General features: G+C 65.7%; 13 protein-coding genes. All 13 read right to left on the bottom strand.

What is annotated here, in order from left to right:
- The 13 genes from H512_RS0108865 to H512_RS0108805 all read right to left on the bottom strand — a co-directional run bounded on the left by H512_RS0108865 (nt 1) and on the right by H512_RS0108805 (nt 11,197).
- Complete coding sequence (locus tag H512_RS0108865; protein WP_026783152.1) at nt 1–555, bottom strand: hypothetical protein; 555 nt, start codon at nt 553–555, stop codon at nt 1–3.
- Nucleotides 555–2,744: a phage tail protein gene (locus tag H512_RS0108860; protein WP_026783151.1), complete on the bottom strand. Its 2,190-nt coding sequence runs from the start codon at nt 2,742–2,744 to the stop codon at nt 555–557. The genes H512_RS0108865 and H512_RS0108860 overlap by 1 nt, the downstream gene beginning before the upstream one ends.
- A complete protein-coding gene (locus H512_RS0108855; RefSeq protein ID WP_026783150.1) occupies nt 2,741–3,349 on the bottom strand; it encodes a phage connector family protein in 609 nt (202 codons plus the stop codon). The genes H512_RS0108860 and H512_RS0108855 overlap by 4 nt, the downstream gene beginning before the upstream one ends.
- Nucleotides 3,350–3,351: 2 nt before the next feature.
- Nucleotides 3,352–3,540 (bottom strand): hypothetical protein, encoded by a 189-nt coding sequence (locus H512_RS0108850; RefSeq protein ID WP_026783149.1) that lies wholly within the window; start codon nt 3,538–3,540, stop codon nt 3,352–3,354.
- 10 nt (nt 3,541–3,550) lie between these two features.
- Complete coding sequence (locus tag H512_RS0108845) at nt 3,551–4,030, bottom strand: hypothetical protein (protein ID WP_156899430.1); 480 nt, start codon at nt 4,028–4,030, stop codon at nt 3,551–3,553.
- A 70-nt stretch (nt 4,031–4,100) separates the two neighbouring features.
- Nucleotides 4,101–5,018 carry a phage capsid protein gene (locus H512_RS0108840; RefSeq protein ID WP_026783147.1) on the bottom strand — a complete coding sequence of 306 codons (918 nt, stop codon included), beginning with the start codon at nt 5,016–5,018 and terminating at the stop codon, nt 4,101–4,103.
- A 255-nt stretch (nt 5,019–5,273) separates the two neighbouring features.
- On the bottom strand, nt 5,274–6,143 hold the full coding sequence (locus tag H512_RS0108835; protein WP_026783146.1) for a hypothetical protein: 870 nt from the start codon (nt 6,141–6,143) through the stop codon (nt 5,274–5,276).
- A complete protein-coding gene (locus H512_RS0108830) occupies nt 6,133–6,426 on the bottom strand; it encodes a Bbp19 family protein (RefSeq protein WP_026783145.1) in 294 nt (97 codons plus the stop codon). Before H512_RS0108830 ends, H512_RS0108835 begins: the two co-directional genes overlap by 11 nt.
- Nucleotides 6,423–8,042, bottom strand: a complete 1,620-nt coding sequence (locus tag H512_RS0108825; protein WP_026783144.1) for a portal protein — start codon at nt 8,040–8,042, stop codon at nt 6,423–6,425. Before H512_RS0108825 ends, H512_RS0108830 begins: the two co-directional genes overlap by 4 nt.
- A gap of 6 nt (nt 8,043–8,048) precedes the next feature.
- A complete protein-coding gene (locus tag H512_RS0108820; RefSeq protein WP_026783143.1) occupies nt 8,049–8,282 on the bottom strand; it encodes a hypothetical protein in 234 nt (77 codons plus the stop codon).
- A gap of 2 nt (nt 8,283–8,284) precedes the next feature.
- Complete coding sequence (locus tag H512_RS0108815) at nt 8,285–8,794, bottom strand: GNAT family N-acetyltransferase (protein WP_026783142.1); 510 nt, start codon at nt 8,792–8,794, stop codon at nt 8,285–8,287.
- A complete protein-coding gene (locus H512_RS0108810) occupies nt 8,794–10,299 on the bottom strand; it encodes a hypothetical protein (protein ID WP_026783141.1) in 1,506 nt (501 codons plus the stop codon). Before H512_RS0108810 ends, H512_RS0108815 begins: the two co-directional genes overlap by 1 nt.
- 262 nt (nt 10,300–10,561) lie before the next feature.
- The gene (locus H512_RS0108805) at nt 10,562–11,197 is read right to left on the bottom strand and encodes a hypothetical protein (RefSeq protein WP_026783140.1); all 636 of its coding nucleotides are present in this window, start codon (nt 11,195–11,197) and stop codon (nt 10,562–10,564) included.
- Nucleotides 11,198–11,696: the final 499 nt, after the last annotated feature.

The raw sequence follows: 11,696 nt of genomic DNA, 5'->3' as shown, positions 1-11,696 counted from the left end.
TCACGAAATCCGGAGCGGGTTGGTGGTGTCGAAACTCGGGGTGCCGTAGCTCGCGCCGGGCAATCGGAAGGTGCCGCCGACCGCCTTGCCCGTCGACGGCGTCGCATGCAGGCCTTGCCACTGGTAGAGCGAGGCGCCGGCGTTGAGCATGGTGGTGGCCGCGCCGAAGATGCCCGACATCATCGCCTGCTTGGCCTGCCGGTCGTAGTTGGCCGCGTCGACGCGGTAGGTGGTGGCATCGCGCACGGCGCCGTAGCGGGTCAGCAGCGCGTCGACCTCGCCGACCGCCGCCGTGTTGGCGGCAAGCACCACCGGCGAGCCTACGGTCGGGTCGAGGCCGCTCGACGCGAAATAGCTCTGCTGGCCGCCGAGCACGCCGGCGACATCGCGGCGGATTTCCTGCTCTTGGTAGGCACCCTGGGCCAATGCAAGGTCGGCGTTCTGGCGCGCCATCTGCGCCTGCATCTTGGCGGCCTTGGAGTTCTCGACGCCGGTCATGATTTGACCGGCTCCCGAGAGCAGCGCGCCGCCGATCATCAGCGCTTCCACGCACATCAGCCAGTCTCCAGCATCAAGTCGGGCGACATGCCAATCAGGGTAAACGGCAGCGCGGTATCGCAGACCAGTTCGATCGAGAGTTCATCGCCCTCTGGCGCCTCGCAGATCACCCAGACGCCGCCGGTCTTCAGCGCCACGGCCTTGTCCGGCTCGCCGGCCCACGGGACGACGATCGGTTCGGACGGGCCGCCGTTGATCGAGACGGTCCCGCCGGCGCTTTCGTACATCTCGACATAGACGTGGGTCGCCCGCTTGCTCTCACCCTTGCTACTGCCCTGCTGGGTCATCATCTCGAAGGGCAGCGTCTTGGCGCGGGCGACGATCGGCAGGCCGACGACGATATGCGAGGCCGGCCGGCTCAATGCGATCCTGCCGCCCGACACGGTCGGGCGCGCCTTGCGCTCGCCGCCGTCGGCGAAGACGACGACGGTCTGGCCCTCAAGGTGGTCGAGGCCGGATAGCTCGGTCACCGGCGCACCGGCATATTCAAGGCCGCTGTCGACGAACCAGGCGCCGGTGGCGCGCAAGTCGTCGGGATCGACGGCGTCGAAAAAGATTTGCAGGATTTCGAGGTAGCGTCGCGTCATGCCGGCGATCTCGCGCCGCACGATCATCCAGAGTTCATGCACCGTCGTGTCGGCCGACCGGATCGAGGTGACGTCCTCGACCACGCCGTTGGTGAGCACCTGGCGCTGCCAGCCCACCACCTTCTCGGCCGGCATCCACGTCAGCGTGCCGAACGTCCCGTTGGCGAGGCGCACCCAGACGGTACGGTGCGGATCGCGCTGGTAGGCAAAGCCCTCGGCGCCGGGCTGGAGGATGTGGCCGGCGTAAATCGAAGGTTCGACCGTGTTGAGCTTTTCGGTAAGGCGGTCGATCTCGGTGAAGTGGATGCGCCGCCGGCTCGATCCGATGAACAGCACACCGCCGTCGACCATCAGCGGGATATGCCAGGCCGATCCTTCCGAGCCGTCCGGCAACGCCCGGATTTTGCTCTGGTCGCTGAGCGGATCGGTCGAAGACGAGCCGCGAATCTGCCACTCACCGTCGGCTGTGCCGGCGACGACGCCGCCGGCCGGCACCGCCCACTGGATATCGACCAACGAGCCATCCGGCGAGGCGAGCCGCCCAGACAGGGAAGACGCAGCCGTATCGTCGACCGCGAAGGAAAAATAGTCGCCGGCATAGGTCAGCCACCACTCGTCGCCGCGCGACCAGAACATGCGCTGGTCGATCTTGCGGAGATTGTCGGGCCAGCCGCGCACGTCCGACCAGGCTGCCTCGAACCAGCGATAGGTGGGCGAGGCGAACAGCGTGCCGGGCACAGCGGAATAGGCGGTCACCTTGGCGACCGTCGCCGACACCACCTCGGTGATCCGGACATGGCATTGGCCGGAGTGGAGATACTTCCACCGCGCCTTGCCGTTGCCGGAGGTCACCTCGCCTTCAATGTGGGTCGGCGCGTTGGCACCCGAGTTGACCGGGCCGTTGGTGCATTCATAAACACGACCCCCAAAGCGTCGTTGGGCGCCCATCGGCACGTTGTCCTCAAGCGCCAGCCAGGCCGGGACGCTGTCGAGCGTCGGCTCGTCGATGCGCCAGAGCGAGCCGACGTGCCCGGCCGCGAAGGTCGCCTTGTTTGCCGTCACCGTGAAGGACGATCCGGCCTGGGCCGAACAGGCGAAGGTCCACGTCTTGTCGATGTTTTGGAGGCGGTAGGGACCGTACCCCTGATCGTAGGCCGCAAGGCTCCAGTCGGTTGGCCCCCTGCGCACGAGCTGGCGGGGCGAAAAGCCCGAACAGGCGAGAAACACCACGTCGACGCTCTGCGCGTAGCGGATGTTCCCGAGGTCCGCCTCGCCGTAAGGGAGTCCGCCGAGCGTGTAAGGTGCGCCCCCGGCGAGGAGATAGCCGGTAAGGCGGGCGATGCGCATGGTACCGGCGTTGACCACCAGCACGGCCTGATCGTCGTTGCCGGCTTTGAAGGGGATGAGCAGGCCCTTCTTGCTCTCGTCGAGAAGGGGAGCGGCGAAACGTGTTCCCGGCCGGCGCGTGATGCCGCGCTGGGCGACGCCGACGAAATTGACGATGCGGGCAAGCCCGGTCTGCGACTTGTCGAGGTCATAGGCGGCGCGGAGAAGCGGCGTGATCTCGCCGCCGGCGAAGGAAACCTTGTCGATGATCATCTGCGCCTCGCGGATATCCACGACGTGGTTCGGCTGATCTGCGACGGCGCCCGCTCGCGGGCGTCGTTGCGCTTGGCTTCGGGCAGCATCTCGGCCGCCACCTGGTGCGCCCTGTTGGCGGCGCTCGCCGACCGGGTGCATTGCGGCGCGCAGGCCTCGGCCAGGCGAGCGACGAAGATCTCCGTGAACTCGGGATTCCAGCGGATGGGATCGACGACGCGGCGGGTGATGTTGACGAGCGGCGCTTCGGCCGCCGTGTCGAGGTAGCGCACCAGCGGATCATCGGGGCCGCTGGCGCTGACGACGGCCCATTCGTCGGCTTCGAGGCCGGGAACCGAGCGGACGGCCAGGCAGTCGTCGGGCAGGAGATAGCGGTGGGCGAATGGCGCGTCGGCCGGGATGCTGGCGAGCGGCACGGTCACCTGCCGCGTCGCGAAATTCCACGCGGTTTTCTTGAGCAGGCTGTCACGGATGATGCCGAAATGCCGCACCACAACCCTTGCCGCCGTTCGCGCCTCGTCGAAGGAACTCAGCGCGGTCACTCCGATCAGGGAGAGGGCGGCGTTGGCGGCGTCGAGTTCGGTCGCGATCGGCGGCAGGGCCATGGCTACGCCCCCTTGGCCGGGCTTGCCTCGACGGCCGCCGCCAGTTCGGCGACGAGGCCGGCCAGCTCGCGGACGGTGTCGGAACCGGCCGCGAAGGGGTTGGCGTCGAGCCGTTCGAGGATCAGCGCCGCCCGGCCGGAGACCGACTTCGGGGCTTCCTGCTCGGCGGTGGTCTTGCTCTTGTCGGTCATGGCAACATCCTCAGCGCAGGTCGACGAACGGCAGCACGAAGTGCAGGAAACCGCCGCCGGTCACGGCGGTGTTGCAGGTGAAGACGATATCCAGCTCGCGGGCCGGATCGGTCGCATAACCGGCGAGCTGCCAGACCCGCTTGACGAGGTCGGCAATCGCAACGGACAGCAGCGGGTTCTTGGTGGCCGCCACCGCGAAGGTCTGGGCGTTGATCAGCGCGTTGGCGGCATTGGCGCCCGGCGCCGAGCCGAAGCCAAGGGAGCCGCTGGTAAGGCCGGCGATGGCCTCATGGGTCATGAGGCCGATCGGCAGCAGGATAGCCGACGAGGCGATCTTGCCGAGGAAGACGACGCTGCCGGCGTCGTCGCCGGCGGCGAGCTGGACCGAACCGTTGATGACGCGCATCGGATTGCCGCGATAGATGGCGAGCGGCTGCTTGAAGGTGCTCGGGTCGGGATAGCCCTGGGCGAATTTCACGTTGACGGACACGGCCGCCTCCTGGGTCATGAGGATTGGGGGAGATCGCCGCCGATCAACAGGCCGGCGGCTGGCGGAGCCGTCAGGGCTCCAGGCAGTCGATCATGATGACCTTGCCGTTCTCGCCGCGCGTCGCACCGAACCACTCCTCCAGGTAGGCCTGGACACGGAACTTCTTCTGGGGGTTCCGCTCCATCTGAGTGGTCAGCGGGTCGAACTCGGCATAGTGCATGCCCGACTTCACCCAGAGCGGGCAGCGCCGCTGCTTGGCCGTGCCGTTGGTCGGCAGGTTCTGATCGCGCACGAAGTTGATGCCGGCAAAGCTCACCACCTGCTGGCGCGCCGTGTCGAGCACCGCCTTGTCGCGATAGTCCTTCGACGTGTACTGCAACAGGTTGTAGAGCTGGTTTTCCTGCTTGGCGCCGATCGACATGGCGATGACGTCGCGTTCGAGATCGACTTCGTTCGCGGCAAGGAGTGTGATGGCGTAATTCAGCTTCTCGATGGTGATGCCGGAATTCGCCGCCGCGCCGCTCGCCACGTAGTTGACCGGGACGAAGTTGTAATCGGCGGTCAGCGTCAGCGCCTCCGACGAGGTGCCGTCCTGGCCGACGAGACGCGGGCCATAGAAGGACTGGCGAAGAATCGAATCCTCGCCGCGCGCGATGGCGGCGGCGCCGGTCTGAACATAGGTCGACGTGTAGTCGGTCATGTTCTTGACCTGGTCTTCCTTCTCCACCAGCTTGCCCCATTCGACCTGGCGGGGCTTCATCCAGGTATCCTCGACGCTGCCCTCGATGGCCGGCGTGTCGCCGCCACGGGTACCGTCGATGATCGCCGTTTCCTGCCCGATCACTTCGATGGCGAGGGCGACGCGGCCCTTGAGGTTCGGCTGGAAGGTGAAATAGTCGCGATAGCGGGAACGCTTCTGCTGCAACGCAAGCGTGACGTTTTCCTGGTATCCGACGCGCTGCGCGTCGGTGATGGGACCAAAGGCCATAGCCGGAGGCTCCGAGCGAAAGGAACACTGAGGGGTTCGTTTCGGCGAAGGTGCGGCTGATCACCCTTGCGGGCTCTGGCGGGCGACGCCTGTCGTTTAACGCCTGCGGTCGGCGGTCGCGGTAACGGGAGCGACGCCCGGACGGGCAAGGGACACGGACCCAAGGTGCGGTCGGTTATCAGCGAGAAGCGCCGCCGTGCTTGACACCATGGCTGCTCCAACGCCGCCATGGTGTCAAGGGGTTGCCCGCGAAAATCACCCTTTGGCGATGATCTCCAGCAGACGCTGGCGCGCTTCCTTCGCCGCTTGGTGCGAAGGGTGCGTGGCATCGCCGAGGGCCTTGACGTGGCCGGCGTCGGCATTGAGCCGCTGTAGCTCCGCCTTGGCGCCGGCGGCCGTCAGCGCGCCCGCACCGGCCGCCTTCGGATCGACGAGCTTGTCCTCGCCCATCATCGTGCCGATCCGGTGGAACAGCTTGACCAGGCCGGGCGAGCCGGTGAGCTTTTCCAGCGCCGCCATGTCGTCGACCGGCACGCCAAGGGCACGCGCCGCCCGCTGGCTAAGCTCGCGGTTCCGGGCTGCATCGGCGCCCCATTCCTTGTCGAGCGCCGCGTTGAGGTCGGCCGTCGCCTTGGCGCCCTGGACGCCGGCCTGCTCGTAGGTGCCCTTGATGTAGCCGAGCATGTCGGACAGGACGGCCTGCGCCTGCGGCACTGGCACGCGCGCCTTGTGAGCCGCGTCCGCGAACGCCTGCTCGAAGGCGTCGTTGTACTCGCCGAACCCTTTCTTGACGTCCTCGGGCGCCGTCACGCCGTAGGCCTTGCGGTCTTCGGTCCATCCGAGGTCTTTCCAGCCGTCCCACTCGGCGAGCTTGTCGGCGGCCGGCCGCGACAGCACGTTGCGATCGCGCGCAACGTGGTCGGCATGCATGCCGGACTTCAGCGCCGTGTTGATGTTGTTGAACTTCTTGTCGCTGATCCACTTCGCGGTGTCGGGATCAAGGCCCTCGATCTTCGAGTACCAGGGATCGGCGGCAGGGGCATTGTCCATCGGCGCCGGATCGGCAGCAGAGGGATTGCTGGCCGGAGGGTTGTCATTGTTCGGGAGGTCGGTTTCACCGCTCATCTCTTGCGTCCTTTTCGTTCCGCTCCAGCCAGTTCCACAACGTGGTGGGGCTTTCGCCGGCGATCTTGATGATTTCGAGCGCGAGTTGTCGGCGTCCCTCCGCGACGGCCGATGAATAGGGATCGCCGGGCACATGCGACGTGGTCCACACGCCGCCGCGCAAGGCGAGATCGGCCAGGAAAAGCTTCTGTTCCCCGACCGTCATGTATTCCTGCAAAAGCAGGACGCGGTTCTCCCGCTGCCGCCAAACCGACATCCACCACCGGATGGCGTTGGTGATCATCGGCCGCCTCCTTTTCCGGCCCGTTCGCCGCTGAGGGTTGCCGCCTGGGCGGCATGGGCAGCTTCGGCCGCGATGGCTACGGCCTGGCCGGTCTGGTCGAGCGCCTGCTGCTGCGCAACCTGTCCCTGGCGTGCCTGCCGGACCTCGGTGACGGCCTTCGCGTCGCGAAACGCCTGCGGTGCGGCGCCGTAGGCGTCATGCAGCACAGCCGCCGATCCGTCGATATCGACGTTGTCCATGGCCGTCGGGTCGAACTGCGCGAGGCTGGCGACCGCCTGCACCCATTGCAAGGTGGCACGGCCGAGGCCGGCCTTCATCGCCTTGGCGAGCGGCGAGACATACTCGATGGACAACATCCGGCCCTGAAGCTCGGGCGGCAGCGGCGCGATCTGGCCGGCTCGGGACAGCATGCGGTAGCGGCGGCCGATAAACGGGCTGAGGCCGTAGGTCTGGATGCGGACGAGGTTCGGGCCCATGAGGCGCAGCTTTTCCTCCTGGAAGCCGAGGAATTCGGTCGCCGTCATCTGCGGCCGGTTCACGAGCTGCATCAGTCCGAAATAGAAGGCTTCCCGGATCGAGTTCCGCCGCTGCTCGGACTGCTGCATGGACAGGCGCACGTCGGTGCCGCGGCTGAGGTGGTCCATCAGCTTTTTGCCCTGGTCGTTCATGGTGCCGTAGAGCAAGGCGTTCGGGGCGATATCGGCGGCCGTCAGCACGCTCTCGTCGTTGACCAGCACCGGCGGCTCGGCTGCATATTGCGCGGCGACAATGTGGCTCCTCTCCATCTCCTGGAGCATGGCGGTATCGGGCTTGGCGAGATGGCCGGGTCCGGTCGGATAGGCGCGGCCGGGCCGCCGGTTCCACTGTGGGACGAAGTAAGGGAATTCGTGGTATCCGGCCGTCCGTTGCCACCCCTTGATGTCGGGTGAGCAGTAGATGGACGAAAAGCTCATGCCTTCGGGGCCGAGCCGCCCATGTCGCACGTCCGGGTTGGCGCTGACACCATGGATGATCAGATAAGTGCGGGCGTCGTCGATATCGGCCGGCGCCTCGGCACCGAAGCGTTGCTTCACCTGCCGGCCCTTCAGGTAATATTTCCGGTGCAACGTGTCGACCATGCCGAAGGCGTCGACGTCGATATAGCACTGACCGATCGGCAGCACGCGGTCCATGATCCGCTGGTTGCCGATGTCCTCCTCCGAGTGCATCACCGACCAGCCCCAGGCGCCGACGTCGCCGAACCAGGCCGGCGCCTCCGCATAGAAGCAGGAGACCGCCGGCGACAGCGACGCAGCAAGCAGCGATGTCGTCGAGGACAGCCAGCGCTTGACCGAACCCCACTTGTCCAGGTCCTGATCGCCGGTCGAGAGGCCGAACCAGGCGTCCATGGGGTTGGTCGCCTGGGTGAACATGCCGCCGGCGAAAGCGTCGAGGGCGTAGAGCTGGGTGGCGTCGAACAGGTCGTCATAGGCGGGCTTGCGTTTGTTGTCGCCTGCCGACATGCCCACCTGGTCGGGCCGCATCAGCCGGGCGATTTCCTCCCATTCGGCTTCCTCGGGCCGGCGTTCGGCTTCAAGTTCTTCCTGGCGGGAAGTGACGGCGGAAGAGTCGAGCATGGCGCCTCACTGACCGAGCAGGGTCTTCGTCGCCGGCGTCGCCGTCGCGAAGGTAGAGGGGGAGAAGATGGTCGAGGCAAGGCCGCGCAGACTGGCGAGCTTCTGTTGCTGCCGTTCCGACGCCTGCCGCGCCTGTTCGCCGTCCTTGCCGGCCTGAAGCGTCGCCTCAAGCTGGGCGTTCGCCTTCTGCTGGGCGGCCAGGGCGTCCTTCATGCCGCTGTCGCCACCGAAAATGCACATGGTCAATCTCCTTCGTGCGATGGTGCGGCAAAAGCCGGTTCGGGGTTCAGCCAGGCGTAGGTCACGAATGTTTCGCCATGCTTGCCGACCAGCGGATGCCGCCCTTCGGGCCGGAAGCCTAGGCGTTCCAGCCATCTTCGAGCGACGGTGTGTCCCTCCCAGCATCGACATTCCGCGCGATTGACGATCGCCGGCAGTACCCGCCCGATGCCGTCCCGCTTGGCCCACCTGGTGGCCGCGAGAGCGATCTCCGGCCACCGATCGGTCGCCACCATGTAGACGCTGCCAACGCGCGGCGAGGTCAGGCCACCCCCGATCAGTGCCACGGCGTATCCTTCCGATGTCGCAAGGCAGAGATCGGCGACGCGGCTCGCCCGGCTGGCGATCATCGCTTCGGCGATCGAGGTCGAGCTACCCTCGAAGCGCACCGCATCGACCTCGACCAGGTCGCGGGCGCGCAAGGCGTGGATCACCTCGAAAATATCATCGTCATCGGCGTAACGAACGATCATCACGACCTCCGGAGGGGGTTGTAACGCTCGCCCTGCCCGCGCGCCTGGGAGCGACGACGCTTCTTCTCGGCTGCGATCTCCGATCGCCGGCGCCGCGCCTCCGCTGATCCCAACAGGAGGCAGCCGTATTGCAGGCCGTCGTGAATGTGGCTGTCGAAGGTCTTGCCCACCGATGACACATCATCGGAACCGGCCAGCTTGCGGTACTGGTAGGTCTGGTTGAAGCCACGGCGCAGTCCCTTGCACGAAGGATCGAGCAGGAAGCCGGGCCGGCCGTTATCGAGCATGCGCGTCAACGGCTCGCGCACCGCCTCCCATCGCGTGTCAGGCTCGTTGGTGCTGGCTGCGCGGACGGGAATACCCAACGCGGCTTCGAGGCGCGATCGCGGCGAGCCGTCTTCGGTGTCGTCGCCGGCGCACATCGCCGGATCGCAGCGAACGACGAACTCACAGCCCGGAAACCGCCGCTCCATCAGCGCCAGCATCTGCCGGGCGAGCGAGGTTTCCGAGGCATGGGTGCAAGCAATCTCGGCGAGCACTGCCACCTGCCCGTCCGGTCGCTCCTGCATGAAAACTGCTGCCGGCGTCAGGCCGCCATCGACGCCGACAATGATCGGCAGTTCCTTGAAATGCCCCAAGGTGACCGGCGACAGATGAAGATCGTCGTTGAACTCGGGATAGACGACCGAAATTCCGCGCGTAAAGCCTGGCAGGCTCATGATGAATTTTCGTATCCACCACGGCCGATGCGCGTTGAGCTTTGCCTGCTGGAGCCAGTAGCCGGCGCCCATCGCCCTGAGGTTCTCGGCGTTCGGCGCAAAGCCGGACGGCTGCTTGTAGAGCCGGTATCCGGGCTTCAAGTCCTCGAAAAAGTCCCGGTAGACCCAATCGGTCACGCTCGGCGCGTTCATATCGCCGAAGATGCGGCCGCCACGGCCGATCAGCTCGCGCGCCGGGTCTCGGCCGACGCGGCCAACCAGCATCGTGAACAGGTCTTCCGGCAGCGTGTCCATCTCGTTGAGCCACACGTCGGTGTATTCGAGGCCCTTGAGATCGTCAGGGTTAGCTTCGTCGCCAAACGCGCGGAAGCGGCCAACCAGTTCGATCGGCCCCCAGCGATCTTCAAATCGGATCGTGTGTTCGGCAGCGCGGGGCTTGGCGCCTTTCCAGCTTCCGAGGCTTTGCGGCAGCAGCTTCCACCAGCTCGGGATGGTCGCGTCCCAAAGGTTGTCGTATTTCTGGCGCCAGACGCCGAGCACATAGCGCCGCAGCGGCCGACCACTCTCGTCCTTCGTGGTCGGGCGGATGCGGGTTGCTTCCAGAATCGCCTTCTTGACGCTGCCGGTGGTTTTCGCCGATCCCATGGGGCCGACGATGCCGATCACGTCTTCGGTCGCCATGATGTAGGCATCCGACACCGGCCCGGCCGACGAGAAGATATCCGGCACCTGGGCTTTCAGCACATCGCCCAGCGACCCGAAATCGGTCTGGTCGATGGCGCTCATGCCTCGCCTCCCCGAACCCCGGCGCCCTGGAACCCCGGTCCCGCTGCATGGCCAAACCCGGTTCGCGATCGGGAACGGCGGTTGGCGGAAGGCCGGACAATCCTTGCCGAGGGGTGACGAAACATTTTTGTTTCTTTTTTCGGGTGGGTGGGGTGGCCGGCCACCGGGGGGGCGGGTTCCGCCATTTCGGGCCGCGTGGCGCCAGCGTGACGCGCCGGCCGCCTCACTGTCTCAATAGAGTATGCCACGGCGGCGAGATGTCTCATTTGCCGTTCTCCAACCCATTTGAGACGGGGTTCGCTGTTTCTTCATCCCGTTCCGTTGGCGTATACCCAAGTGAGACGGACCCCGTGCCCGGCTCGGGAGCCGACACCGTTACGCCGACCTCCTTGGCGTCGAGGTATTCCCACGGCGGCCGATCAGGAGAGACGCCAAGCGACGCGCCGCCGCCGAACACCATGTTGATGGTCGGCACGGCGTTGCCGGCCTCGTCGGTCGCCGCGAGGTTCGGCAGCACAAGCCCCTGAAGGGTGTCGGCGAGCATGCGCTGCCGGTCGAAGGCCTCCAGCTTGGAGCACCCGAGATAGGTCGCAAGCTGTTCGACCGTCATGGTGAGCCAGGAAATCTTCCAGATCACCGGGTTCTTGCCCCGGCTGAAGATGAACTCGCGAAGCTGGCGCGTCGCGAGATTGGTCGCGCCCTTCGGCCGACCGGCCTTGCGCTCCCGCGCCTCGGCCTCGGCCACAATCTGGTCGCGGACCGCGCCATCCGGGATCGGCGGTGCGAAGAGACCAAGCTGTTCGCCCTCGGCCGCCGCCTTCACCTCGGCGACTTCCTCGGCGAGACCCCGCGCAATCTCCCTCTGGAGACCCCTCTTGCCGCTGTTCTGGTCAGCCATGACGGCCACCGAACAGGCAAGAGCTTGATTTCTCGGGATATTTAATCGTCTCGCAACAGCCGCAACAGCAACCGGCGAGTGAATGTTGCAAACTTAATTTTTTAAGTGATTGATATATATATCTATATTCTATTCTTGCAACATTGCAACACTCGCAACGCCCCACGCGCGCGTATAGCATCCTCCGCGCCGTTATGCGCAGCGCGCAGTAAGGAAGTTTCCATATGTGCGCGCGAGCCGTTGCAGGCGTTGCAGCGTTGCAGGTTTCCGAATTCCTCTTATAGATCAGATACCTAAAAATACGCCCCGCAGTTTTTAGTGTTGCAGAAACCGTTGCAGGCCGTCGCGACCGTTGCAGGATACCGAATTCATCAAGGAAATTAATGGGTTGCCCGAACCCGCCTCCCGGCGCCGCCACCTTCGCGTTTATTCCTGCCCGATCAGCACCAAACCGTGCCGAATAGACCGCGCGCTTTCCGCTGTGACCAAACGGGTTCAG

This window comes from Pleomorphomonas koreensis DSM 23070 (assembly GCF_000425185.1).
GTDB classification, from domain to species: Bacteria; Pseudomonadota; Alphaproteobacteria; order Rhizobiales; family Pleomorphomonadaceae; genus Pleomorphomonas; species Pleomorphomonas koreensis.
The sequence above is the reverse complement of the archived record's forward strand: the minus strand, read 5'-3'. Positions and strand labels throughout refer to the sequence as shown.

Coding starts and splice junctions, on each gene's coding strand:
- H512_RS0108865 (WP_026783152.1), bottom strand. CDS start 555: ATGTGCGTGGAAGCGCTGATGATCGGCGGCGCGCTGCTCTCGGGAGCC.
- H512_RS0108860 (WP_026783151.1), bottom strand. CDS start 2,744: ATGATCATCGACAAGGTTTCCTTCGCCGGCGGCGAGATCACGCCGCTT.
- H512_RS0108855 (WP_026783150.1), bottom strand. CDS start 3,349: ATGGCCCTGCCGCCGATCGCGACCGAACTCGACGCCGCCAACGCCGCC.
- H512_RS0108850 (WP_026783149.1), bottom strand. CDS start 3,540: ATGACCGACAAGAGCAAGACCACCGCCGAGCAGGAAGCCCCGAAGTCG.
- H512_RS0108840 (WP_026783147.1), bottom strand. CDS start 5,018: ATGGCCTTTGGTCCCATCACCGACGCGCAGCGCGTCGGATACCAGGAA.
- H512_RS0108835 (WP_026783146.1), bottom strand. CDS start 6,143: ATGAGCGGTGAAACCGACCTCCCGAACAATGACAACCCTCCGGCCAGC.
- H512_RS0108830 (WP_026783145.1), bottom strand. CDS start 6,426: ATGATCACCAACGCCATCCGGTGGTGGATGTCGGTTTGGCGGCAGCGG.
- H512_RS0108825 (WP_026783144.1), bottom strand. CDS start 8,042: ATGCTCGACTCTTCCGCCGTCACTTCCCGCCAGGAAGAACTTGAAGCC.
- H512_RS0108820 (WP_026783143.1), bottom strand. CDS start 8,282: ATGTGCATTTTCGGTGGCGACAGCGGCATGAAGGACGCCCTGGCCGCC.
- H512_RS0108815 (WP_026783142.1), bottom strand. CDS start 8,794: ATGATCGTTCGTTACGCCGATGACGATGATATTTTCGAGGTGATCCAC.
- H512_RS0108810 (WP_026783141.1), bottom strand. CDS start 10,299: ATGAGCGCCATCGACCAGACCGATTTCGGGTCGCTGGGCGATGTGCTG.
- H512_RS0108805 (WP_026783140.1), bottom strand. CDS start 11,197: ATGGCTGACCAGAACAGCGGCAAGAGGGGTCTCCAGAGGGAGATTGCG.